Source organism: uncultured Rikenella sp., assembly GCF_948810725.1.
Classification (GTDB): Bacteria; Bacteroidota; Bacteroidia; order Bacteroidales; family Rikenellaceae; genus Rikenella.
In genome coordinates, this window is the sequence record NZ_CAQIVA010000002.1 from 89,303 (window position 1) to 114,061 (window position 24,759).

Here is a 24,759-nt window from a genome sequence, read left to right on the forward strand (position 1 = left end):
CTCTTTCCGACATGGTTCAATAAAAATATTCGCTATATTTATAGTCGGATTTCGGTTTCGATTTCCGAGACTAACCCATAAAACCCGTTCGTTATGAAAAAATACCCCACCAACGAGATCAAAAACATCGTCCTGCTCGGCGCCTCGGGAGCCGGGAAGACCACCCTGGCCGAAGCGATGGCCTACGAAGGCAAAGTCGTCGAACGGCGCGGGACGGTCGAAGGGGAAAACACCCTCTCGGACTACACCGACATCGAACACCAATACAAACGGTCGATCTTCTCCACGGTCTTATACACTGAATTCAACGGCTACAAACTCAACATCCTGGATACGCCGGGGGCAGATGATTTCTGCGGCGCCTTGTTCTCGTCGTTCAAGGTGGCCGACGTGGGGGTGATGCTGCTCAACGCCCAGAACGGGTTCGAAGTGGGGACGGAGATACAGGCCCGGTATGCGCGGCGGCACGAAAAGCCGGTCATTGCAGCGGTCAACCAGCTGGATGCGGAGAAAGCCAATTGGGAACAGACGATAGAGGAGCTGCGCGCCAACTCCGAAGCTCCGATCGTCGTGGTGCAGTATCCGGTCAATCCGGGGCCCGGGTTCGACGCTTTCGTCGACGTGCTGATGATGAAGATGTACCGCTTCAAAGGAGATTCGGGCGAGCGGGAGGAGCTGCCGATACCGGACGAAGAAATGGAGCGCGCCAGGGAGCTGAACAAAGCGCTGGTCGAAGCGGCGGCGGAGAACGACGAAGCGCTAATGGAGCTCTACTTCGAAAAAGGGACGCTGACGCAGGACGAGATGCGGTCGGGGATCAAACTGGGGCTGGCCAAGCGGGACTTGGTGCCGGTCTTCTGCCTCTCGGGTCGGCGCGACATCGGCGTGAAACGGCTCATGGAATTTATTATCAATGTGGCTCCGGGGCCGCTCAAGGCACCGAATTTCCGACTCATCGGCGGCGGCGACGTGCAGGCGGATGCAGCGGGGCCAGTGTCGATTTTCGTCTTCAAGACGGCCGTCGAGCCCCATTTGGGCGAGGTGGCTTTCTTCCGGGTAATCAGCGGGACGCTGACCGAGGGGATGGAACTCACCAATATGGCCACGGGCAATAAGGAGAAGATCGGACAGATATTCGTCAGTGCAGGACGGAACCGGGTGAAGGTGACGGAGCTGTGCGCCGGGGATATCGGGTGCACGGTGAAACTCAAGGCGACGCGGGTGAACCACACACTGAACGGGGCGGGGGCGGAATGGCAGATCAACCTGATCGGTTTTCCGCAGCCGCGGTTCCGGACGGCTGTCAAGGCGAAAAACAGTGCGGAGGAGGAGAAGTTGGGCGAACTGCTGATCCGGGCGACGTATGAAGACCCTTCGATCGGCGTCGAGTACTCCAAGGAGCTGAAACAGACGATCTTATCGGGACAGGGGGAACACCACCTCAACATCCTCAAAGCACAGCTGGCGGGGACGCATAAGATCGAGGTGGAATACCTGACCCCGAAGGTGCCTTATCGCGAGACGATTACGAAGCAGGCGGCAGCCAACTACCGGCACAAGAAACAGTCGGGCGGCGCCGGGCAGTTCGGCGAGGTCTCGCTGGTGATCGAGCCGTACACGGAGGGGATGCCGGCGCCGTCGAAGTACAAGATCGACGGGCGGGAGCAGGTGATGAACATCAAGTCCACGGAGGAGGTCGAATTGGAGTGGGGCGGGAAACTGGTCTTTTGCAGCGCCATTGTGGGCGGGGCGATCGACGCGCGATTCCTGCCGGCCATTATGAAGGGGATTATGGAGAAGATGGAGGAGGGGCCGTTGACGGGCTCGTATGCGCGGGACATCCGCGTGGTGGTCTACGACGGGAAGATGCACCCGGTGGACTCCAACGAAATTTCGTTCAAGCTGGCGGGACGCAATGCTTTCAAGGAGGCTTTCCGCAACGCGGGAGCGAAGATCATGGAGCCGATCTACCAGATCGAGGTGCTGGCGCCGAGCGACAAACTGGGGGATGTGATGAGCGATCTCCAGAACCGCCGGGCGATCATCGAGGGGATGACCAGCGAAAAGGGTTTCGAGACCTTGACGGCGAGGGTGCCGCTGGCCGAGATGAACCGATACTCGACCTCGCTGAGCTCGCTGACGGGCGGACGGGCCACCTATACGATGAAATTCGTGGGCTACGAACAGGTTCCGGCCGAGGTGCAGGACAAGCTGCTCAAGGCATACTCCGATACCGATAGGGAGGAGTAGTCCGTTGATTTTTCGATGAATTTCCGTGCGGGAGAGGGCTCATAACGGCTGTTCTCCCGGGCGGAAATTCGTTTTTTCCGCCGTTTGATTACTTTTGTCGAACCAAACTTCTGTGGGACATGTGGAGAAAAGTGTTATTCGGCCTGGCGCTGTGGTTCAGCGCGGCCCAGGCAGCAGCCGAAGGATTGAAAGTCATCGTTCGGAACGATGCGGGCGAGGCGTTGCCGTACGCCTATCTGTACGTGGGGCGGAAAGCCGTCGCCGTGACCGACTCGCTGGGAGTGGGGACGATTCCTGCGGCGAGACTCGCCGTCGGGGACACGGTCAGCGTCAGCTACGTGGGGACAGAGCCGCAGCGGGCCGTCTATGATGCGGCGATGCAACGGAAAGGGAGCTGGGAGGTGATGCTGGTCGAGACGATCCGGCACTCCCTGACCTCGGAAGAGGTGACCGTCCACGCCGACCTCGCCGACTTTTTCAACCGGAGCTTGAAACGAGTGCCGGTTATCTACTACCGGCACACCCTGTGCGGCCGCTTCTCCGTCACCGACCGTCCCAACACCGTGACCGGAACCGTGGCGGCGACCCAGACCCATCGCCGGCAATACCACTACTATCCGAAAAAAGAGATCGCCACGCAGGACGACACCACAGGCATGGGCAGCGAGAACCTGGAGAAGCTGCTGCACATGGGCCTCGTCCAACCGGTCGCAACGGTCAGCACGGTGAATGCAGCGAACCGGAACGCCCGTTACAGCTACCTCGGGCGGGAAGACTCCTGCCACATCTTTCGCGTCGCCTTCCCGCAGCTGGGCTACTACCGCCGCGCCTACTCCATGCAGTTCATCGTCCGAATCGGCATCGACGACCGGCTGATCCGCCGCGTACAGTCGCACATCGTCAACCTGAACGACGAAACGTGGTGGACCCGGAGCGACATCCGCTATACCCGCTCGCCGCTGCGTCGTTTCGGCCGACCCGAGACCCTGGCCGTCACGCAGATAACGGTCGAATGGCCCAACGGAGGCGTCACGCTGGCCGAACCCCGTCTCTTCGAGGTCGGTGCAGCGCCGGCCGCGGCGGAAATACAGAACAGATAACCCCCATGAAGAAGAAAAAGATACACATCGTCACCCTCGGGTGCGCCAAGAACCTCGTCGATTCGGAATACCTGGCCGGCCAGCTCGACGCGGCCGGCTGGGAGGTAGTCTACGACAGCGACTCGACCGACGCCCGGGTGGTGGTGATCAACACCTGCGGCTTTATCGGCGATGCCAAAGAGGAGTCCGTCAACACCATCCTGCGGTTCGCCGCCGCCAAAGAAGCCGGAGATATCGAGCACCTGTTCGTGATGGGGTGCCTCAGCGAGCGATACCGCGACGAACTGAGAGACGAACTGCCCGAAGTCGACGCATTTTTCGGCGTCAGGGATCTGAGCGACATCCTGCGCGCCGTGGGGACGACCTATCGCGACGAGCTGCGCGGCGAACGGCGGCTGACCACACCGGCCCACTACGCCTACCTCAAGATTTCGGAGGGATGCAACTGGGGGTGCGGTTATTGCGCCATTCCACTCATTCGGGGGCGGCACGTTTCGGTGCCCTTCGAAGAGCTGATCGACGAAGCGATGACACTCGCCCGGAAAGGCGTGCGCGAACTCATCGTCATCGCCCAGGACACCACCTACTACGGCATCGACCTCTACGGACGGCGGAGACTCGGAGAGCTGCTGCGCGCCCTGTGCCGGATCGACGGCATCGAATGGGTGCGGCTGCACTACGCCTACCCCACACACTTCCCGCAGGAGGTGATCGACGCCATGCGCGACGAGCCGAAAATCTGCAAATACCTCGACATTCCGTTGCAACACATCTCCGACCGGATGCTCCGCTCCATGCGGCGCGGCCTGTCGAAAGCCGAAACCATCGACCTCATCGGCCGACTGCGGCGCGAGATTCCGGACATCGCCCTGCGGACGACCCTGCTCGTGGGCTACCCGGGCGAGACAGAGGCAGATTTCGAGGAACTGCTCGACTTCGTCACCGCCTCGCGATTCGACCGGCTCGGCGTCTTCCCCTACTCCGAAGAGGAGGGCACCTACTCCGCCACCGAGCTCGCCGACGACGTGCCGGAAGCGGTCAAAACGGAACGTGTCGAACGCATCATGGCCCTGCAACAGGAGATTGCCCGACAGAAAAACGAACGGCTCGTGGGACAGGTGCGCCAGGTGATCATCGACCGGCGCGAGGGTGATTTTTGGGTCGGGCGCACCCAATACGACTCGCCGGAAGTGGATCAGGAGGTGCTGATCGCCTCCACTGCGCCGCTCGCCCCGGGCACCCTGACCGACATCCGGATCACCGCAGCCGACGCCTACGACCTGCGCGGCGAACTCGCCGGAACGGACAGGTAAAGTCCGTATTTGTAAATCCCGCCGAAAAACCGTAGCTTTGCGGTACGGATAAGCGGACGGACAATGGCAGAGATGTCGGAACAAAGCCTCATCGAACGCGTCGAGCGCAACATTCAGCGTCTTTTGGCGCAGAACGCCGAACTGCGGGAGGCCAATGCCGCGCTGGGGGCGGAGAATGCACGGCTCCACGCGCAAACCGCGGCACAGGGAGAGGAGATCGCCCGGTTGCAGGCGGATATGGATCGGCTCCTCCTGCGCAAATCGGTTACCGAAGTGGCTGGAGGAGTGCGGGCGGCCAGACTCCGTATCAACCGCTTACTGAAAGATGTGGATCGTTGCATCGCACTGATGAACAAATAATATCCGGCGCCCGATTCGCTACGGAAAACGATTCCGGCGGAGCCTTTCGGACATCCCGATGACCGAACCGCCGTGCGGGCACGAAAAACGGCACGGATATTGCAGCAGATAAAGACAAGAGGTATGGAACGGAAGATGATGAAGATACGCGTAGAGATTGCCGAACGACCGTACCGACTGACCATACCTGCCGACGAAGAAGAACGGGTGAGACGCGCCGCCAAGCAGATACGCGACCAGATCGAAAACCTGAAACGCAACTACGAAGCCTCGCTGACCGAATACCTCGCGATGGCCGCCATGCGGATTTCGATCGAAAACGAAGAGAACAAAGAGCGCCTGCGGATGAGTCCGGAAGCGCTGCGGCTGCGAGACCTCGCCTCGGAACTCGACCGATGGGTCGGAGAGGGAGACGGCAACGACGGAACCGGAGAACCGATCGTCCAGGTTCCGGCACCGATCGTCAAACCGAAAAGCAAACGAGGACGGCCCCGGAAAAACCGGACCGACTCCGACTCCTGACCGGCGCACGAGACACACAGACACTTCGGCGAACAGCACCCTTTCGGGGTCGCGACAGTTCGCCCGACCTCCGGGCCTCCGCCCCATGATGACTTCAGCGGAACCGGAACAAACGTTCTTTCGGGAAACAGACGAATCGACGGAGCCCGTTGTTTTCGCCCGACGAAAACAACGGGTCGCCCGCTCCCATCCACCCACGCCGCACCTCGCGCGGCTGGCAGACAATCGGGGGAGCGGCCGGATTGCCGGAGGCCTGTCGGCCAAAAAGACAGACAGGCCTCCGACATTTCCTCCTCCGCCCCGGCGTCTCACCTTTTCCGGTACATACCAGAAGAAACCGAAAATGCCCGCATGGTTTCCTTTTGCTTTGCGATACTCAACACTAACTACTTGGAGCACAACAACTCTATGGACGTAGGACAGGCCTTACCCCGTTTCGGCGGGTTTCTGTATTCCAAACGCCGCCCGAGCGCGGCGGCAGAACGTTGGAAGTCCCAAATCCACAGGCAGCTCCACCCATGATTTGACCGGAGTTATTCGTCAAACCATCAAAGGAAGCCATGCTTTTTTTATGCCTATACCAAACCAAAACAACTAAATAACCAAACCACACACACGAATGGATATACTGATCATAATTGTGAGTGCCGTCGTCGCCGCAGCCGTGGTGGGATACGCCACTTACATGTTCACCTACAAATCGACCGAAAAGCGGCGCACCGCCATCCTGCGCGAAGCCGAACAGGACAGCGAGATGCTCAAGAAGGAGAAAATCCTCCAGGCCAAGGAGAAATTCCTCCAGATGAAAGCCGAACACGAGAAACAGGTCGCCGAGCGGAACACCCGGCTGCAACAGATCGAAACCAAGATCAAACAGCGCGAAACCCAGCTCAACCAGGAGGGCGAACAGCTCAACAAACGCATCAAAGAGTTCGAAAGCACCCGATCCAGAGTCGAAAGCGAACTGCAATCGCTCGCCGGGCGTAAGGAAGAGCTCGACCGGCTGACCAAAGAACAGATCGTCAAACTCGAACAGATCAGCGGCCTCTCCATCGACGAAGCCAAGGCCCAGCTCATCGAACAACTCAAAAGCGAAGCCAAGAGCGAAGCGGCCGCTTATATCAACGACATTATCGACGAAGCCAAGATGACCGCCAACAAGGAGGCCAAGAAGATCGTCGTGCAGAGCATCCAGCGGGTGGCTACCGAAGCGGCTATCGAGAACTCCGTGACGGTTTTCAACATCGACTCGGATGAAGTCAAAGGGCGGATTATCGGCCGGGAAGGGCGGAATATCCGGGCTTTGGAGGCGGCCACTGGGGTGGAAATCATCGTCGATGACACACCGGAAGCCATTATCCTTTCGGGATTCGATCCGGTGCGGCGGGAAATTGCGCGGCTGGCCTTGCACCAATTGGTGACCGACGGGCGTATCCATCCGGCGCGTATCGAAGAGGTCGTAGCCAAGGTGCAGAAGCAGATCGAAGAAGAGATCGTCGAAGTCGGGAAACGGACGGCGATCGACCTGGGGATTCACGGCTTGAACTCGGAACTGATCCGCCTGATCGGGAAAATGAAATACCGCTCTTCCTACGGGCAGAACCTCTTGCAACACTCGCGCGAGGTGGCCAACCTAAGCGGGATTATGGCCGCAGAGTTGGGGTTGAATCCGCAGCTGGCGCGACGTGCCGGGCTCTTGCACGACATCGGAAAGGTGCCGGACGACGAGCCGGAACTGCCGCACGCCATGATCGGGATGAAACTCGCCGAGAAGTTCAAGGAAAAGCCGGAAGTGGTCAATGCCATCGGCGCACACCACGACGAAATCGAAATGACCACCTTGATTGCGCCGATCGTACAGGTTTGCGACGCCATCTCGGGCGCACGGCCGGGGGCACGGCGTGAAGTGGTGGAAAGCTATATCAAACGTTTGAAGGAGATGGAAGACATCGCCATGGCGCATCAGGGGGTATTGAAAACCTATGCCATTCAGGCCGGGCGCGAGCTGCGCGTGATCGTCGGCAGCGAAAAGATCAGCGACCAGCAGGCAGAGACCTTGTCGCACGACATCGCCAAGAAGATTCAGGACGAAATGACCTATCCGGGACAGGTGAAGATCACCGTCATTCGGGAAACACGGTCAATCAGCTACGCCAAGTAAAGCCGTAAAACGCCGTTAGGGCGATTTCTATTTGCCAAAGGGCGGCGGTTTGTACAAACCGCTGCCCTTTTTGCACGCTATTTGCAACAGAGCCTGGGAAAACAAGAAACACCTATGAAAACGCACACCCTCGCCGCCGCCTGCCTCAGCGGCCTGCTGACCCTCGGCGCCCTCGCGCCGACCGAAGCCTGCACCCGCGCCGTCTACCTCGGCCCGAACGGAATGATCGTCACCGGGCGCACCATGGACTGGCGCGAAGAGATGCCCACCAACCTGTGGCTCCTGCCCCGCGGCATCGAACGCATCAGCTACGACCGCGGCCCCCATCTGACCTGGACATCGAAATACGGCAGCGTCATCGCCGCCTCCTACGACATCGGCACCTCCGAAGGGATGAACGAAAAAGGGCTCGTCGCCCAGCTGCTCTACCTCACCGAGAGCCGCTACGATCGTCCCGGCCCCGACGACCGACCCGTGATGGGAATGAGCATCTGGTGCCAATACGTGCTCGATAACTTCGCCACCGTCTCGGAAGCCGTCGCTGAACTGAAGAAAGACCGCTTCCGGATCGACGCTCCGAACATGCCCGGCGGACAGGCCTCCACGATGCACATGGCCATCTCGGACAGCACCGGCAACAGCGCCGTGATCGAATACCTTGACGGCAAAGTCTCCATCCACGAAGGACGCCAGTACCAGGTGCTGACCAACTCGCCCAGCTACGACCAGCAACTGGCCGTTCGCGACTACTGGGCCCCGATCGGCGGCCTCAACATGCTGCCCGGGACGAACAAATCCTCCGACCGGTTCGTCCGCGCCAGCTTCTATATCAACGCCGTCGAACAGACCGACGACCCGAAAAAAGCCGTCGCCGCCGTCTTCAGCGTCATGCGCTCCGTGTCGGTGCCGCTGGGCTTTTCGGCTCCCGGACACCCGAACAACTCCTCGACCCGCTGGCGGTCGATCAGCGACCAGAAAAACCGGATCTACTACTTCGAAACGACCCTCGCCCCGGCCATCCTGTGGGTCCCGCTCGACGAAGCCGACCTGCGTCCCGGCGCTCCGGCACGGAAACTGACCCTCACCGGAGGCGAAGAATATGCCGGGAACACCCTCGCGAAGTTCCGCAAAACCGCCCCCTTCTCCTTCCTGTTCGAGATACCGGCGAACTTCAGCCTCTGATCTTCTCCCTCCGGATTTCCCGTTCCCGCGGCGCGTCGTCTCCCCGAATCTTCGTTTGACACGCGCCGCGGGAACGATTTTGTTTGAACCGAACCCGAAAAAAGCGTAATTTTACAGAGACGCAGGCGGACGGAACCTCCGCGCCTCCTGCCGAGCCCAAACTTTTTATCAATCAACACGATATGTTTACTCCCGAAATCTATACGGCCCGCCGGGCGGCCCTGCGCAAGAAACTCAAGAGCGGCGTGATCCTCCTGCCCGGTAACCTCGACTCGCCGATCAACTACCCGGCCAACGCTTACGACTTCCGACAGGACAGCAATTTTCTCTACTACTTCGGCCTCGCCCAACCGGGGTTCGTGGGGGTCATCGACGTGGATCGCGACACCGACTGCCTCTATGCCGACGAGTGGACGATGGACGACCTGATCTGGATGGGGCCGCAACCGACCGTGCGCGAACGGGCGGCATTGGCCGGCGTCGGTTCGGCAGGGAGCTTGCAGGAGCTGGCGGCAACGCTCAACAGCGCGATCAAAAAGGGGCGCAAGGTGCACTACCTGCCGCCGTACCGGAGCGCGACGAAGCTGCAATTGTCGGCCTGGCTCGGCATCGCGGCCGAGCGACTCAAAGACCACGTATCGCGCGACCTGATTCGTGCCGTGGTCTCGATGCGCGAGATCAAAGAGCCGGAAGAGATCGCCCAATTGGAAGAGGCGGCCCTGACAGGTTACAAGATGCACACAACGGCCATGACGATGTGTCGCGAGGGGATCGGCGAACGGGATATCGCCGTCGAGCTGGAGCGGATTGCAGGACAGGCGGGCGGGAGACTATCGTTCCGCAGCATCGTGTCGCAACACGGCGAGACGCTGCACAACCTGAGCTACGACGGGCGGCTCCGGGCAGGCCGGCTGCTGCTCATCGACGCGGGGGCCGAGACGGCGATGGGCTATGCGAGCGACCACACGCGAACGATTCCTGTCAGTGGTAAATTCACACAGAAACAGCAGGAGATTTACGACATCGTGCTGGCCGCGAACGCCAAGGCACAGGAGTTGGCACGACCGGGGGTGACCTATCAGTCGATTCATCTGGCCGCGATGCGGGTGATTGCAGAGGGATTGCGGGCCTTGGGACTGATGAAAGGCGACCCGGCAGAGGCGGTCGAAGCGGGCGCTGCGGCCCTCTTCATGCCGCACGGACTGGGGCATCAGATGGGGCTCGACGTCCACGACATGGAGGAGTTGGGCGAGAAATACGTGGGTTACGACGACGCGACGACGCGGAGCACGCTCTTCGGACTGGGAGCGCTGCGAATGGGCAAGGCGTTGAAAGCCGGTCATGTGGTGACGGACGAACCGGGGATCTACTTCATCCCGGCTTTGATCGAGAAGTGGGAGCGGGAGCGTATCCACACGGCCTACATCGACTTCGCGAAGCTGCACGACTACTTCGACTTCGGCGGGATCCGGCTGGAGGACGACATCCTGATTACGCAGAACGGCAACCGCCTGCTGAGTCGTCACCGGGCACCGATCACGGTCGCCGATGTCGAGAAAGCGATGGCGAAATAGCCCGCTCTCCACTCTTCTCACGAGCACCCCTTATAACGCTGGCGCCGATAGGAAAGAAAATTCTTTCCTATCGGCGCCACCTTTTTATCAAACTATAAAACCTTCGTCGCCGTAATCGGCCAACGCCGCTCGACACCGAACGTGCATCCCGATACCCGCAACGCCGGAGGAAGCTGATACCGTTTGAAATCCCCGCCGAGCAGCAACCGGCAGATCCGTTCCACCGTCGCCGCCTCGAACCCTTCCGCCACCACCTCCGCCGACGACATCCCTCCCTCGACCAGCCGCACCAGAATCGCATCGAGCGTCGGATAGTCCGGCAACGAATCGGTATCCTGCTGTCCCGGTCGCAACTCCGCCGACGGCGCTTTCGTGAGGATATGCTCCGGAATCGGCGCCAGCCTCCCCTCTGCCTCCGCCCGCTCGTTGATCCGCCGCGACAGGGCATACACCTCCCCTTTGTACAGGTCGCCGATCACCGCCAGCGCACCACTCGTATCGCCGTACAGCGTCCCGTATCCCACCGCCGCCTCGCTCTTGTTCGAGGTATTCAGCATCAGCGCGCCGTGGCTGTTCGACAACGCCATGGTCATCATCAGCCGGATCCGCGCCTGCATGTTCTCCTCGGCCAATCCCCGGCTCTTCTCGTCGCGGGCCGACTCCAACACCGGCTGCAACGCCGCCCGCGCCGCGTCGAACGTCCCGGCGATCGGCACCAGCCAGGCGTGTTCCGGCGGAAGCCCCACGCGACGAATCATCTCTTCCGAATCCGCCACCGAATGGTCGGTCGAATACTGCGACGGCAACATGATCGTCTTCACGCGCTCCGCCCCCAAGGCCTCCACCGCCAAGGCCAGCACCAGGGCCGAGTCGATCCCCCCCGACATCGCCACACACGCCTCCCGAACCCCCGTTTTGGCCAGATAGTCGCGCACGCCGAGCACCAACGCCCCGTGCAGTTGATCCAACCGATCGCCCCACACCGCCCCTTCGGGCAACACGCCTGTCGCCGGGTCGATCACCGCGGTCGCCTCTTCGAAAAGCGGCAGCATCGCGACCTCGCCCGACGGCAGAGCCACCCCCGAACCGCCGTAATAGATCGTATCGGTCTGTACCCCGACCGCATTCGCCCACACCACCGGTCGTCCCAACCGTCGTGCCTCCCGAACCAGCCGTTCACGGCTCTCCGCCGGTGCTCCGTGCCGAAAATGATCCGCCGCACAACGGAAAACCACCCCTCCGCACTCTCCGTCGGCCAAGACCAACCGCACCCCTCGCTCGCGCGCAAAAGCCTCGACCTCTGTCACCGCCGCAACCGCCTGTTCCCGGAACAAAGCCGAATCGCCCAGTCCCAACAACGGCCCACCCGTCACCGCATCCGCACCGAAAACCGCCACTTCAGCCCCGTATTCCTCCGCAACACGGGCAATCTCCGCCTTCATCCGGGCCGCATTGCCCACCACATCGCCCACTTTATTGTTCTGCTGTACGAGTGCTATTTTCATAAATTGACCTTGATTTCGAAGAGTTTATCCCAGTTTTTTCCCGTGACGAAGATCCGTCCCGTCGCCGGATCGCAGGCGATTCCGTTGAAGACATCCGTATCCCGGCGATGCGCGATCCGGGTCTCCAACGCCGAACAGTCGATGTAATGGGTCACGAAACCCGTCGCCGGATCGATCACCGCGATACGATCCGTCAGGTAAAGATTGGCCCACAACCAATCGCCCACCCACTCCAGCTCATTGATCGCTGCCACCGGCCCGCGATGATCCCGCACCCGGAACCGCCGCTGCTGCATGAAATCGGCCGGATTCAGCACCCGTATCCACTCCGAACCGTCGCTCATGTAGAGCGAATCCCCGGCCGCATTGCCCGTCAGCCCCCACCCTTCACCCGAGTAGGAAAAAACGCCGACCTGCCGAAAATCCGAACGGCGGTAGACGAAGCAGCGCTGTTCGCGCCAGGTGAGCAAGTAACAGACCGAATCCCCGACCAACGCCAGCCCCTCGCCGAAAAACCGTTCGGGCAACCGCACCATTCGTTCCACGCGCCCCGTTTCCAAATCCACGCGTCGCAACGAAGAGGAGCCGTACTCGCCCGTGCTCTCATACAAACCGCCATCGGCCCACAACAGCCCCTGGGTATACGCCCGCTCATCATGCGGATACTCGGCCACGATTTCCGGCACCACCACCTTGGGCTCCGGCACGACAGCCGCTGCCGCGCGGGACGACGCTCCGCTCTCACCCCTCCCCGCCGACGAGCCGCAGGCCACGGCTCCGCAAGCGATCAAACAGGCTAAAAACAAACTTTTCATACTACATCATTTTTCCGAACCGACGCCGCCCGAACAGATACCGCAGCGCGACACTCCCGCGATACATCACCCTCGGCGACGGCAGCGCAAAGCCGTTCCACCGTTCGCGTCGCAAACCGCGCCGCATCCGGCACCAGAAATCCCGATGCCCCCGCACCACTGCCCCGGCGAATGCGCTCCGACCGGTGCAGAGATAGACCGCCGCCTGTCCCCCATCGAGCCAGAAGCGGATCAAATAGATCACCGCAAAATGCCCGAGCGACAAATTGCGATAAAGCATCGCCAGATTATTCCGAAAATTAAGATAGATTTTCCGTGGCGAAGAGGCAGGCAACGCGCCGCCTCCCACGTGATAGACCACCGACTGGGGAACCACCGCCACGCGCCACCCCATCCGATGGAGCCGCCAACAGAGGTCGATCTCCTCCATGTGGGCGAAAAAGGCCTCTTCGAGCCCTCCCACCCGGCGCCACGCCTCGGCCCGTACCAACAAAGCCGCCCCCGTCGCCCAAAAAACATCGCGCACCGTATCGTACTGTCCCTCATCGCGTTCCACCGTCCCAAAAATCCGCCCCCGGCAGAACGGATAGCCCAGCCGGTCGATAAATCCGCCGGCCGCCCCCGCATACTCGAAATACGCCCGCCGGTCATAGCTCCTGAGTTTCGGCATCGCCGCACCGACGGTGGGTTCCGCCTCGAACAGAGCCACCAAAGGCTCCAGCCACCCCGGCGTCACTTCGACGTCGGAGTTGAGCAGCAGATAGGCGTCGAACGAGGCCAGCGATTCGTGCGCCAAGGCCCGGTTATAACCGCCTGTAAAGCCATAGTTCTTGTCGAAAGCCAAAAGTCTCACCCACGGATTGCCCACCGAGACATAAGCCTCCTCCAGCCAACGCACCGACCCGTCCGTCGATCCGTTGTCGGCCACCACGACCGTCGCCTCGCACCCCTCCGGCGCCCCCTCCCCCGTCGAACAGGCAATCACCCCGGGCAGGAACCGCCGCAAAAACGCTTCTCCGTTCCAGTTCAGGATCACGACCGCCAGCCTCATCGCCCCTCGCCTCCGTCCGTTTTGTCCTCGACAATCTGCCGCCCGTGGGCCTCCATCCACGACTCCCGGTTGTGCTTCCATCGCCGGTGCGACCACATCCACAACTCCGGCCGCATGCGAATCATCCGCTCCAGCCGCTCGGCATACCGCCGGGTGATTTCGCCCGGCTCGACCCGTTCGACCCCGTCGTACAAGAGCTCGAACCGCGCCTCATAATATCCCCGCCGCACCTTCCGCATGTCGAGGAACAGCACCGGCATCCCGCTCCGCACGGCCAGTTTCTCGGTTCCCACGAAAAACGGCGTCCACCGGCCGAGAAACATCGTCCAGTTCTGTATCTCCGGCCACGCCGGGGTCTGGTCGGCAATCAACGCCAGAGTCACCCGCTCTCCGGCCCGATGCCGACGTATCATCTCGCGCCCTACTTCGTGCATCGGCACGGGCACCACCCCGAACCGGCTCCGGATCTTCCGATAGAATCGATCGGCTCCCCGATTACTCAACGGCCGGTAAACGGCCAGCGTGGTGCTCGGTGCGCTATAGAGGCCGAAATTCGTGGTGTACTCCCACGAGCCGTAATGAGCCATGGCCGATATCCAAGAGCGGTCGCCCGTCCACGAAGCCACCTCGTCCAAGTTCAGGTATTTCATTCGCCGCCGCATCTGTTTCTCAGTGGCCGAGGCCAGCGAAAGGGTCTCGATAAAGACATCCGCGAGGTGGGCATAGAATGCGCGTTCGATCCTCCGCCGCTCATTCTCGCTCTTCTCGGGAAACGAGGCGAGCAAGTTGGCCCGCACGACTCCACGCCTGTAACGCACGACGCTGTACAACACCCACCGCACGAGGTCGGAGAAGAGAAACTGCACTTTATAAGGCAGTTTCCCGAGCACCCAGGCGAAAGGATAGACGAAATAGTAGGTCAGCATCCGAGAACAAACGTCATTTGATAAACTCTGTGCCGGCCACGAGCCGGAAAATTTCGTCCCGCACCAACGGGTTGGTTGCCACGACGCTCCGCCCGAACGTATAGTCCGTTCCGCCGGCGAAATCGGTCACGACTCCGCCCGCCTGACGCACGATAAACGCGCCGGCCGCCACGTCCCACGGCGAGAGGTTGATGTGATAAAAGGCATCGGCCCGCCCGCATGCCACATAGACCAAATCCGTCGCCGCCGACCCCAACCGTCTCGCTCCATGGCTGTTGCGATTGAAGTAGGCGAAGCTCCGTTCGAAATGCTCCACGACTTTCGCATCCAGCCCGTAGGCCAGTCCGGTCAACACCAGCGCGTCGTCGACACCGGCCACTTCGGAGACGTGTATCGGCTCCCCGTTACAGAAAGCCCCCGAAGCCCCTTTCCAGGTGTAGAAGCTCTCCTGCAACGTGACTTCATACACCACCCCGACAACCGCCTCCGCGGCGCGCGTATCCCACAACGCGATGCTGACGGCATACGGCGGCAGGCCGTGTACGAAATTGGTGGTTCCGTCCAACGGATCGACGATCCACTGGTACGGCGCCTCGGCATCGACGCGTCCCGAGCCCTCTTCGGCCACAAAGGCGGCTTCGGGCACCAAAGCGCCGAGGGCTTCGACAATGATCCGCTCGGCCCCTTTGTCCACATACGAGACGAAGTTGTGCACGCCCTTGACTTCGACGCGGTCGGCGGTAAATCGCTTCCGCTCGGCGGCAATATAGTCTCCTGCCTCCCGCGCGATCTCCCGGACACGGGTACAGATCGGTTCCCAATCGACCGGTATGTTGTTCTTCGTCTGTTCCATGCGACGCTTTTTCGGATGATTACACAAAGATAGTGATTCTTGCAACGGATAATCCGTACAAAAGGGGGAATTTTTGGAGGATATGCCGCATAAAAAAGGCTTGCCCCTTCCGGTGCAAGCCTTTTCGTTACCTTGATCCGCTTCGAAAAAGAAGCCGGACGAACTATTTCTGGCGGTAGATCTTGGTATATCCGTAGATAGCCTCGTCCCCGAGTTCCTCTTCGATGCGGAGGAGCTGGTTGTATTTGGCCATCCGGTCGGAACGGCTCATCGAACCGGTCTTGATCTGACCCGAGTTGGTCGCCACAGCAATATCCGCAATGGTCGCATCCTCGGTTTCGCCCGAACGGTGCGAGGTCACGCTGGTATAACCCGCGCGATGCGCCATTTCAATGGCATCCAAGGTCTCGGTCAGCGAGCCGATCTGGTTCACTTTGATCAGGATGGAGTTCCCGCAACCCATTTCGATCCCTTTCTTCAAGAACTCGACGTTGGTCACGAACAGGTCGTCGCCGACCAGCTGGCACTTGTCGCCGATCGCTGCGGTCAGTTTCTGCCACCCTTCCCAGTCGTTTTCGCTCATACCGTCTTCGATCGAGTCGATCGGGTACTTGGTCACCAACCCTTTCAGGTATTCCACCTGCTGGTCAGAGGTCAGTTTAGCCCCTTTATCCCCTTCGAAGATGGTGTAGTCGTAAACGCCGTTCTTATAGAATTCCGACGATGCGCAGTCCATACCGATCGACACATCACCCCCTTCGCACTTCCGCCCCGGTTTGTAACCGGCTTTCTTAATCGCTTCGATGATCGATTCGATGGCATCTTCGGTACCTTTCAAGGTCGGTGCGAACCCGCCTTCGTCGCCCACTGCGGTCGAAAGGCCGCGGTCATGCAACACCTTTTTCAAGGCATGGAAAACCTCAGCCCCCATGCGCAACCCTTCGCGGAACGAAGCGGCGCCCACCGGACGGATCATGAATTCCTGGAAGGCGATCGGTGCATCGGAGTGCGAACCGCCGTTGATGATGTTCATCATCGGCACGGGCAGGGTTTTGGCATTCGAACCGCCGATGTAGCGATACAACGGCACCCCGACATAATTCGCCGCAGCCTTGGCACACGCCAGCGATACGCCCAGGATAGCATTCGCCCCGAGGTTCGACTTGGTCGGAGTCCCGTCGAGTGCGATCATGGTTTTGTCGATCCCCACCTGATCGGTCACCATCATGCCGACGATTTCTTTGGCAATCACGTCATTGACGTTCTGCACCGCTTTGAGCACCCCTTTCCCGAGGTAGCGTCCTTTGTCGCCGTCGCGCAGTTCGAGGGCTTCGTTTTCGCCGGTCGATGCGCCGCTCGGCACAGCTGCACGCCCGAAAGCGCCGCTGGCGGTGAGTACTTCCACTTCGATGGTCGGGTTACCGCGCGAGTCGAGAATTTCGCGGGCATGTACACTGATGATTTGTCCCATTTCTTATTGTTGATTATTAGGTATTTGAGCTTCGTTCAGCCCGATTCCGAAAAGAATCGAGGGGTGTCTACCGCATATCGGTAAACACCCCTCAAAAATAGTACTTTGTTTCTGACTATGCAAATTATTCGACTTCGGCAGCCACCGCTTCCACCGCAGCAGCTTCCGCAACCGGAGCCGCATTCTCCGTCGCAGCCGCGGTTTTCTTAGCCCCACCGGCCCGCCGAGTCCGTCCCTTCGCAGCGCCTTTCTTAGCTGCACCGCCGTTCTGGGTGTATTCGGTATCGAAGTCTACGAGTTCGATGAAGCAGGTTTCGGCCCCGTCCCCCTGCCGGAATCCGGTCTTCAGGATACGGCAGTATCCGCCCGGCCGTTCCGCAATCTTCGGAGCGACTTCGCGGAAGAGTTCGGTCACGGCTTCCTTGTTTTTCAGGTAAGCGAAGACCATACGCCGCGAATGGGTCGAGTCGTCTTTCGATTTGGTAATGATCGGTTCCACGTAAGTCCTGAGGGCTTTAGCCTTAGCGAGGGTGGTACTGATTCGTTTGTGGAGGATCAACGACACGGCCATATTCGCCATCAAGGCTTTGCGGTGCGAAGCCTGCCGCCCGAGGTGGTTTACGGTTTTGTTATGTCTCATGGTTGTGTTTAGTCTTTGTCAAGTTTGTACTTAGCGACGTCCATCCCGAAGTGGAGGTTCAGGTTGGCGAGCAGTTCGTCGAGTTCGGACAAGGATTTCTTCCCGAAATTTCTGAATTTCAAGAGGTCGCTGCGCTGGAACCGCACGAGTTCGCCCAGCGTCTCCACTTCTGCCGCTTTGAGGCAGTTCAAGGCCCGCACCGACAGATCCTGCTCCGTCAGCTTGGTCTTCAACAGTTGCCGCATGTGGAGGATATCCTCGTCAAACTCTTCGGTGGTCGCCTTTTCTTCGGTTTCGAGGGTGATCTTTTCGTCGGAAAAGAGCATGAAGTGGAAGATCAGAATCTTGGCTGCCTCCTTGAGCGCCTCCTTGGGATGAATGGATCCGTCGGTGGTAATCTCGATGGTGAGTTTTTCGTAGTCGGTCTTCTGTTCGACGCGGTAGTTTTCGACCGCGTACTTCACGTTCTTGATCGGCGTGTGGATCGAGTCGATCGGCAGGAGTCCGAACGGTGCATCGGCCGGCCGGTTTTCTTCGGCCGGCACATACCCGCGGCCTTTGCCGATGGTGAGTTCGATCTGGAACTTCACGTCGGGTTCGAGGCGGCAAATCAGCAAGTCCGGATTGAGCACTTTGAATCCGGTCATGAAGTTGGAGAGGTAACCGGCCGTCAGTTCAGTCACTCCGGCCACGTTCACCACCACCTTTTCGGATTCAATGTTCTCGACGGTCCGCACGAGGCGTACCTGCTTGAGGTTGAGAATGATTTCTATCATCTCTTCCATCACTCCGGGGATGGAAGCGAACTCATGGTCTACGCCGGGTATCCGTACGGTGGTAAAGGCGTAACCTTCGAGCGACGACAGGAGTATTCGACGGAGTGCATTGCCCACGGTGATGCCGTATCCCGGCTCCAGGGGACGGAATTCGAACCGTCCGAACGAGGCCGTGGAGTCGAGCATGATCACCTTGTCGGGCTTCTGGAATGCTAATATAGCCATAGTTGTGTGTACTCCTCGATTAATTACTATTTAGAGTAGAGTTCGACGATCAACTGTTCGTTGATGTTTTCGGGAATTTCGGCGCGTTCGGGTTTCTGCATGAATTTCCCGGACATCGACGCGGCGTCCCATTCGAGCCACGAGAAGCGGCTGCGCTGGTTGGAGCCCAACGCGTTCTGGATCACTTCCAAGGCTTTGGACTTTTCCCGAACGGCAACGATCTGCCCCGGTTTCAGCTGGTACGACGGGATGTTCACCACATTGCCGTCCACAGTGATATGCCGGTGCGACACCAACTGCCGCGCTGCCGCGCGCGTGGGTGCAATCCCCATCCGGTACACGACATTATCCAGTCTCGATTCGAGGAGTTGGAGCAGCACTTCGCCGGTCACACCGCCAGCCCGTTCCGCAGCTTCGAAGGTACGCCGGAACTGCTTTTCGAGCATCCCGTAGAGTGCCTTTACTTTCTGCTTTTCCTTGAGCTGTACGCCGTATTCGGAGACTTTTTTCCGCCGCCGATTGAGGCCGTGCTGTCCCGGGGGATAGTTCTTCTTTTCGAATGAAGAGTCCGACCCGAAGATAGGTTCGCCGAATTTACGGGCGATTTTGGTTCTTGGTCCTGTATAACGTGCCATTTTGTGTTTTTACTTTTTTGTCTTTGTTGAAAGGTATGGTAAAATGATCCGCTTTATGCGATCTTCCGGTGCTTTATGGGCATCGCTGTGAAGCACAGGTCTGCGAAAGCGACCGAAGATCAGACACGACGACGTGCCGGCGGACGGCAACCGTTATGGGGCAGCGGGGTAACGTCGACGATTTCGATCACTTCGATCCCGGCGCCGTTGATGGTGCGGATAGCGGATTCGCGTCCCGAACCGGGCCCTTTGACATACACTTTCACTTTGCGCAGCCCGAGGTCATAAGCGACCTTGGCGCAATCCTGCGCTGCGGTCTGCGCTGCATACGGGGTGTTTTTCTTCGATCCCCGGAAGCCCATCTTCCCGGCGGAGCTCCAGCTGATGACCTGTCCTTCGCCGTTGGTGAGGGTGATGATGACGTTATTGAATGTCGAGTGGATGTGTGCCTGACCGAGGGCATCTACCTTCACGACTTTCTTTTTGACTGATGTTTTCTTTGCCATAATTTTCTCTGCCTAATTGGAGTTAGGATAACCGATTAACTACTTGGTTGCCTTTTTCTTGTTGGCAACGGTTTTCTTGCGTCCTTTCCGGGTCCGGGCATTGTTTTTGGTGCTCTGCCCGCGCACGGGGAGCCCCAGACGGTGCCGGATCCCACGGTAGCAACCGATGTCCATCAGGCGTTTGATATTGAGCTGGATGGTCGAGCGCAGTTCCCCTTCGACGCGCAGCCCTTCGCTGGCAATCACGTTACGGATGGCGCCGACCTGTTCGTCCGTCCAGTCTTTCACTTTGGTATCCTGGTCGATACCGGCCTTCTCCAGAATAACGGCGGCGGTGCTTCGCCCGATGCCGTAGATGTAGGTGAGACCGATTACGCCTCGTTTGTTTTTCGGTAAATCGACTCCGACAATACGTGCCATATGTGTGTTTTGTCTTTTTCTTGGAATGGTTTAAAACTCAGTTTCGACTCGCTCTCCCTGTGGCATCAAACTATATAAATAGAGGGATGCCCCAAAGGAGTAGCCAATCACCCCTGACGCATCTTGAGTTTGGGGTTTTTCTTGCAAATGACGTACACGCGCCCTTTGCGGCGTACGATTTTGCAGTCTTCGCTGCGTTTTTTGATGGATGCTCTGACTTTCATCGTGTTGTGTTGTTTTCTTTCAGTGGTTCCGCCCCTGGGAGAGGGTCGGCCTGCAAAATTACTTGTAGCGGAACGAAATGCGTCCTTTCGACAAATCGTAGGGGGACATTTCGACCTTTACTTTATCCCCGGGGAGAATCTTGATGTAGTGCATCCTCATCTTTCCGGAGATGTGGGCGGTGATTATGTGACCGTTGTCGAGCTCCACGCGGAACATGGCGTTGGACAGGGCTTCGATAATGGTACCGTCCTTTTCAATCGCTGCTTGTTTGGCCATTCGGTTGATTGGTTAAAGCATTGCTTTGCGAACCGCCGGTCTCAATCGATCGGCAGCCCTTTTTCGATATACTCGAAAGTGGTGAGGACATCCGGCCCCTGCTCGGTAATCGCCACGGCGAATTCGAAGTGCGCAGAGGGCTTTCGGTCGGCGGTTCTGACAGTCCAACCGTCCCGTTCAAAGATGACGTTCCGGGTTCCGAGGTTGATCATGGGCTCGATGCAGAGCACCATGCCGGCCTTCAGCCGAGGCCCGCTGCCGCGTTTCCCGTAATTGGGAACCTGCGGCTCCTCGTGCAGGTGGCGTCCGAGTCCATGTCCGACCATTTCGCGTACGACGGTCATTCCATGTCCCTGTGCATATTCCTGTACGGCGTGGGAAATATCGCCGATGCGATTTCCGACATGCGCCTGCGCAACACCTCTATAAAGGGCTTCCTTGGTGACGTCCAGCAGCTCGCGCACACGAGGCGCCAAGCTGTCCATACCTCCTACAGCGAATGTGTAGGCGGAGTCGCCATGAAAACCGTTCATAAATGCGCCGCAGTCTACCGACAAGATGTCGCCCTCCTGCAAAGCATAACCCGACGGAATCCCGTGCACGATCTGTTCGTTCACCGACATACAGAGTGTGGCGGGAAAGCCTCCGTAACCTTTGAAGTTCGGCACTGCGCCCTTCGAACGAATATACTCCTCAGCTAACGCATCCAACTCCCGGGTGGTAACTCCCGGACGAATGTTACGCCCCACGAGGGCTAAGGTGCGGCTGACGAGCTGGTTGCTTTGGCGCAGCAGTTCGATCTCCTCTTTGGTTTTCAGGTATATCATTTATATATAATAGAAGAACCTTTTTCTCGAAATCCGGTTCTACGGGTCGCTCGAACGATTCGGTTCGGATCAAGGGTGCGAACAATCATAGATGACCGTCCGCCCCCATCCCCGAGACGTTAGTTCAAGCGTCCTTTCATCCGCCCGCTCTTCATCAGACCGTCGTAGTGTCTCAAGAGCAGGTGGGATTCAATCTGCTGCAAGGTATCCAACACCACCCCGACGAGGATCAACAGGGAAGTTCCGCCGTAGAACAAGGCGAACTGTCCGTCGACGCCGATCATCCGCGCGAAGACCGGCAGAATCGCCACGATCGCGAGGCAGATCGACCCCGGCAAGGTGATCCGGGTCATAATGGTGTCCAAATAGCTGGCCGTCTGTTTCCCCGGTTTGATACCCGGAATGAAACCGCCGTTTCGCTTCATGTCGTCGGCCATCTGGTTGGTATTGACGGTAATGGCGGTATAGAAGTAGGTGAAGGCCATCACCAAGAGGCCGAACACGAGGTTATACCAAAAACCGTAAATATTACCGAAAACAGCCCCCAAACCTTGCGTAGCTTCGAATTTGGTGAAGATCAGCGGCAGCATCATGATCGCCTGTGCGAAGATGATCGGCATCACCCCGGCAGCATTAATCTTGAGCGGGATATATTGCCGAACGCCGCCGTACTGTTTATTCCCGACGATCCGCTTGGCATACTGCACGGGAATCTTCCGAACGGCCTGCACCAAGGCAATCGTCCCCGCAAACACGAGGAACAGCAGCACCAATTCCACGATCAGCATGACGAATCCCCCGCCTGCCGTCGTAAACCGGGCGTTCATCTCAGCAAGGAACGCATGCGGGAGTCTGGCGATAATCCCGATCATAATGATCAAGGATACTCCGTTCCCGATCCCCTTGTCGGTGATCTTCTCGCCGAGCCACATCACAAACATCGTCCCGGCAATCAAGACCATCGTCGCACTAAAGGTAAACAAGAACGAACCCGCCCCCAACACAAAAGCGGAAGGCAGCAGCTGATAGTTCAAGTTAGCCAAATACGCCGGCGCCTGAATCAGGAGAATCCCGATGGTGAGATATCTGGTCCACTGATTGATCTTCCGCCGTCCGCTTTCGCCTTCCTTCTGCAATTTCTGGAAGTACGGAATCGCAATCCCGAGAAGCTGGATCACGATCGAAGCGGAGATATAAGGCATAATCCCCAATGCAAAGATCGACGCATTGGAGAACGCCCCCCCGGAGAAGATGTCGAGCAGCCCCAAAATCCCGTCAGCGGTCTGTTTCTGGAGGCCCGATCCGGAGAGTGCTTCCGGGTTGATCCCCGGCAGCACGACGAAACTCCCCAGCCGATAAATCAGAAGCAGCCCCAAAGTGTAGAGGATGCGATTCCGCAGCTCCTCGATTTTGAAGATGTTCCGAATGGTGTCTATTAATTTTTTCATGAGCCGAAAAAGGTAGGCAATGGAAAACGAATCGTTTACAGTTTAGTTACTGTCCCTCCCTGTCCTTCGATGGCCGCCTGAGCGGTTTTCGAGAAGGCGTTGGCCGTAACGTCCACCTTTTTGGTCAAAGTCCCGGTACCGAGAATTTTCACCACATCGTTCTTCGATACAAGACCCGCCGCAACGAGTTCAGCCTGCCCGATCGCAGTCGCCCCCGTCTTAGCCACCAAGGCTTCGATAGCGCCGAGGTTAACCGTCTTGAAAACGACTTTATTGATGTTGGTAAACCCGAATTTCGGCAACCGGCGTTGCAGCGGCATCTGACCGCCCTGGAAACCGCGTTTGCTCTTGTACCCCGACCGCGACTGGGCGCCTTTATGCCCACGGGTAGAAGTTCCGCCGTATCCCGACCCTTGTCCGCGTCCGATGCGTTTTTCGCTGTGCGTGGAGCCTTTGGCGGGTTTGATATTACTGAGGTTCATAATCTTAAGTGTCTCTCTGGAGTTAAGAAAATCGGTTATTTAACGTCTTCAACGGCAACGAGATGTTTTACCTTCTCGATCATGCCCAGGATGTGAGGACATTTGTTGTGTTCAACGCTCTGGCGAATCTTGCGGAGCCCGAGCGCATCCAAATTGGCCCGTTGCATTTTGGTTGCACCGATGCGGCTTTTGGTCTGGGTGATTTTAACTATGGCCATTTCGCTGTATAGTTACTGTTGGTTGTGTGGGGTATCTCTGGGATCGACGGCATGAGCCGCCGAAACCGCTCGATGCGAGAACTACCCGTTGAATACTTTGGTGAGTGAAATCCCGCGGGTTTCGGCAATGGTCACGGCATCGCGCAGTTCGGCCAACGCGGTAACCGTCGCCTTAACGAGGTTGTGCGGGTTCGAAGAGCCTTTACTCTTAGCGAGCACGTTCTTCACGCCGACGCTTTCCAGCACGGCACGCATAGCCCCCCCTGCAATCACCCCGGTACCGGGAGATGCCGGACGCAGCAACACTCTGGAGCCGCTGAATTTAGCCACCTGTTCGTGCGGAATGGTCCCTTTGAGAATCGGCACTTTGATGAGGTTTTTCTTGGCGTCTTCCACCCCTTTGGCGATCGCTGCGGTGACTTCGGAAGCTTTCCCCAAGCCGTAGCCCACGATGCCGTTTTCATTCCCCACGACGACGATAGCGGAAAAAGTGAAAGTACGTCCCCCTTTGGTCACTTTCGTCACGCGCTGAATACTTACCAGCCGATCTTTGAGTTCGATGTCGCTGGTGCGTACTTTTTTTATGTTGTTTGCTGACATAATAATCGGTTGTTATGGAATGTGTTAGAATTTCAGCCCGCCTTCGCGTGCCGCTTCAGCGAGTTGTTTCACACGCCCATGATAGAGGTATCCGTTGCGGTCGAAAGCGACTCCGGAGATTCCGGCAGCAATTGCTTTCGCAGCCACCGCTTTCCCCACGAGGGCCGCTACTTCGGTCTTTTTCAGTCCTTTAGCCGCTGCAACCACCTCTTTATCCAGCGACGAAGCGGATGCCAAGGTCTTTCCGGCCCGGTCGTCGATCACCTGAGCGTAGATTTGCTTGTTACTGCGAAAAACCGTCAGGCGCGGAGCTTCAGCCGTTCCGTTCACGATTTTGCGAATGCGCATCTTGATGCGTGCGCGTCTTGCTATTTTAGTGAGTGCCATTGTTTCTTAGC

At 58.5% G+C, this 24,759-nt stretch carries 27 protein-coding genes; 8 read left to right on the forward strand and 19 right to left on the reverse strand.

The features are described from left to right. Window positions 1-93 precede the first annotated feature (93 nt). From Q9S52_RS02270 to Q9S52_RS02305, 8 genes are all read left to right on the forward strand, one after another. Window positions 94-2,250 carry a translation factor GTPase family protein gene (locus tag Q9S52_RS02270; protein ID WP_297626649.1) on the forward strand — a complete coding sequence of 719 codons (2,157 nt, stop codon included), beginning with the start codon at window positions 94-96 and terminating at the stop codon, window positions 2,248-2,250. 119 nt (window positions 2,251-2,369) lie between these two features. After that, window positions 2,370-3,350, forward strand: coding sequence for a hypothetical protein (locus Q9S52_RS02275; protein ID WP_297626644.1), 981 nt, complete (start codon window positions 2,370-2,372; stop codon window positions 3,348-3,350). 5 nt (window positions 3,351-3,355) lie between these two features. Further along, complete coding sequence (gene rimO / locus Q9S52_RS02280) at window positions 3,356-4,663, forward strand: 30S ribosomal protein S12 methylthiotransferase RimO (protein WP_300828573.1); 1,308 nt, start codon at window positions 3,356-3,358, stop codon at window positions 4,661-4,663. 63 nt (window positions 4,664-4,726) lie between these two features. Beyond that, window positions 4,727-5,023 carry a hypothetical protein gene (locus tag Q9S52_RS02285; RefSeq protein ID WP_297626636.1) on the forward strand — a complete coding sequence of 99 codons (297 nt, stop codon included), beginning with the start codon at window positions 4,727-4,729 and terminating at the stop codon, window positions 5,021-5,023. Window positions 5,024-5,146: 123 nt separating this feature from the next. Then, entirely contained in the window at window positions 5,147-5,545 is a 399-nt protein-coding gene (locus tag Q9S52_RS02290) for a cell division protein ZapA (protein ID WP_304708037.1), read from the forward strand. A gap of 619 nt (window positions 5,546-6,164) precedes the next feature. Next, window positions 6,165-7,706 carry a ribonuclease Y gene (gene rny, locus Q9S52_RS02295; RefSeq protein WP_294591824.1) on the forward strand — a complete coding sequence of 514 codons (1,542 nt, stop codon included), beginning with the start codon at window positions 6,165-6,167 and terminating at the stop codon, window positions 7,704-7,706. 114 nt (window positions 7,707-7,820) lie between these two features. Further along, window positions 7,821-8,888, forward strand: a complete 1,068-nt coding sequence (locus Q9S52_RS02300) for a linear amide C-N hydrolase (RefSeq protein ID WP_304708038.1) — start codon at window positions 7,821-7,823, stop codon at window positions 8,886-8,888. A 182-nt stretch (window positions 8,889-9,070) separates the two neighbouring features. After that, on the forward strand, window positions 9,071-10,462 hold the full coding sequence (locus tag Q9S52_RS02305; RefSeq protein WP_304708039.1) for an aminopeptidase P family protein: 1,392 nt from the start codon (window positions 9,071-9,073) through the stop codon (window positions 10,460-10,462). A gap of 92 nt (window positions 10,463-10,554) precedes the next feature. On the opposite strand, the gene nadE is transcribed toward Q9S52_RS02305, so the two are convergent. The 19 genes from nadE to rplR all read right to left on the reverse strand — a co-directional run bounded on the left by nadE (window position 10,555) and on the right by rplR (window position 24,748). After that, window positions 10,555-11,967 carry an NAD(+) synthase gene (gene nadE / locus Q9S52_RS02310; protein WP_304708040.1) on the reverse strand — a complete coding sequence of 471 codons (1,413 nt, stop codon included), beginning with the start codon at window positions 11,965-11,967 and terminating at the stop codon, window positions 10,555-10,557. Beyond that, window positions 11,964-12,782 (reverse strand): glutaminyl-peptide cyclotransferase, encoded by an 819-nt coding sequence (locus Q9S52_RS02315; protein ID WP_304708041.1) that lies wholly within the window; start codon window positions 12,780-12,782, stop codon window positions 11,964-11,966. Before Q9S52_RS02315 ends, nadE begins: the two co-directional genes overlap by 4 nt. Window position 12,783: 1 nt before the next feature. Further along, complete coding sequence (locus Q9S52_RS02320) at window positions 12,784-13,833, reverse strand: glycosyltransferase family 2 protein (RefSeq protein ID WP_304708051.1); 1,050 nt, start codon at window positions 13,831-13,833, stop codon at window positions 12,784-12,786. Continuing rightward, window positions 13,830-14,759 carry a lysophospholipid acyltransferase family protein gene (locus Q9S52_RS02325; RefSeq protein ID WP_304708042.1) on the reverse strand — a complete coding sequence of 310 codons (930 nt, stop codon included), beginning with the start codon at window positions 14,757-14,759 and terminating at the stop codon, window positions 13,830-13,832. Before Q9S52_RS02325 ends, Q9S52_RS02320 begins: the two co-directional genes overlap by 4 nt. Before the next feature lie 13 nt (window positions 14,760-14,772). Continuing rightward, window positions 14,773-15,612 (reverse strand): inositol monophosphatase family protein, encoded by an 840-nt coding sequence (locus Q9S52_RS02330; protein ID WP_300725980.1) that lies wholly within the window; start codon window positions 15,610-15,612, stop codon window positions 14,773-14,775. A 163-nt stretch (window positions 15,613-15,775) separates the two neighbouring features. Then, window positions 15,776-17,083: a phosphopyruvate hydratase gene (eno, locus tag Q9S52_RS02335; protein WP_297626609.1), complete on the reverse strand. Its 1,308-nt coding sequence runs from the start codon at window positions 17,081-17,083 to the stop codon at window positions 15,776-15,778. Between the two features lie 124 nt (window positions 17,084-17,207). Continuing rightward, on the reverse strand, window positions 17,208-17,723 hold the full coding sequence (rplQ, locus tag Q9S52_RS02340) for a 50S ribosomal protein L17 (RefSeq protein WP_304708043.1): 516 nt from the start codon (window positions 17,721-17,723) through the stop codon (window positions 17,208-17,210). Window positions 17,724-17,731: 8 nt separating this feature from the next. Further along, window positions 17,732-18,724 carry a DNA-directed RNA polymerase subunit alpha gene (locus Q9S52_RS02345; RefSeq protein ID WP_294591844.1) on the reverse strand — a complete coding sequence of 331 codons (993 nt, stop codon included), beginning with the start codon at window positions 18,722-18,724 and terminating at the stop codon, window positions 17,732-17,734. 26 nt (window positions 18,725-18,750) lie between these two features. Beyond that, window positions 18,751-19,359 (reverse strand): 30S ribosomal protein S4, encoded by a 609-nt coding sequence (gene rpsD, locus Q9S52_RS02350; protein WP_294591846.1) that lies wholly within the window; start codon window positions 19,357-19,359, stop codon window positions 18,751-18,753. 119 nt (window positions 19,360-19,478) lie between these two features. Next, entirely contained in the window at window positions 19,479-19,865 is a 387-nt protein-coding gene (gene rpsK, locus Q9S52_RS02355; RefSeq protein WP_294591848.1) for a 30S ribosomal protein S11, read from the reverse strand. A gap of 39 nt (window positions 19,866-19,904) precedes the next feature. Continuing rightward, window positions 19,905-20,285: a 30S ribosomal protein S13 gene (rpsM, locus tag Q9S52_RS02360; protein ID WP_294596749.1), complete on the reverse strand. Its 381-nt coding sequence runs from the start codon at window positions 20,283-20,285 to the stop codon at window positions 19,905-19,907. 107 nt (window positions 20,286-20,392) lie between these two features. Continuing rightward, complete coding sequence (gene ykgO / locus Q9S52_RS02365) at window positions 20,393-20,509, reverse strand: type B 50S ribosomal protein L36 (RefSeq protein ID WP_027290520.1); 117 nt, start codon at window positions 20,507-20,509, stop codon at window positions 20,393-20,395. A gap of 58 nt (window positions 20,510-20,567) precedes the next feature. Beyond that, complete coding sequence (gene infA, locus Q9S52_RS02370; RefSeq protein WP_294591854.1) at window positions 20,568-20,786, reverse strand: translation initiation factor IF-1; 219 nt, start codon at window positions 20,784-20,786, stop codon at window positions 20,568-20,570. A 41-nt stretch (window positions 20,787-20,827) separates the two neighbouring features. Beyond that, entirely contained in the window at window positions 20,828-21,613 is a 786-nt protein-coding gene (map, locus tag Q9S52_RS02375; RefSeq protein WP_304708044.1) for a type I methionyl aminopeptidase, read from the reverse strand. 119 nt (window positions 21,614-21,732) lie between these two features. Continuing rightward, a complete protein-coding gene (gene secY, locus Q9S52_RS02380; protein WP_294591858.1) occupies window positions 21,733-23,061 on the reverse strand; it encodes a preprotein translocase subunit SecY in 1,329 nt (442 codons plus the stop codon). Between the two features lie 35 nt (window positions 23,062-23,096). Further along, complete coding sequence (gene rplO / locus Q9S52_RS02385) at window positions 23,097-23,543, reverse strand: 50S ribosomal protein L15 (RefSeq protein ID WP_294591861.1); 447 nt, start codon at window positions 23,541-23,543, stop codon at window positions 23,097-23,099. 35 nt (window positions 23,544-23,578) lie between these two features. Next, window positions 23,579-23,761, reverse strand: a complete 183-nt coding sequence (gene rpmD, locus Q9S52_RS02390; protein ID WP_294591863.1) for a 50S ribosomal protein L30 — start codon at window positions 23,759-23,761, stop codon at window positions 23,579-23,581. Between the two features lie 81 nt (window positions 23,762-23,842). Further along, a complete protein-coding gene (rpsE, locus tag Q9S52_RS02395) occupies window positions 23,843-24,361 on the reverse strand; it encodes a 30S ribosomal protein S5 (protein ID WP_294591865.1) in 519 nt (172 codons plus the stop codon). 24 nt (window positions 24,362-24,385) lie between these two features. Next, on the reverse strand, window positions 24,386-24,748 hold the full coding sequence (rplR, locus tag Q9S52_RS02400) for a 50S ribosomal protein L18 (RefSeq protein ID WP_294591867.1): 363 nt from the start codon (window positions 24,746-24,748) through the stop codon (window positions 24,386-24,388). Window positions 24,749-24,759 lie beyond the last annotated feature (11 nt).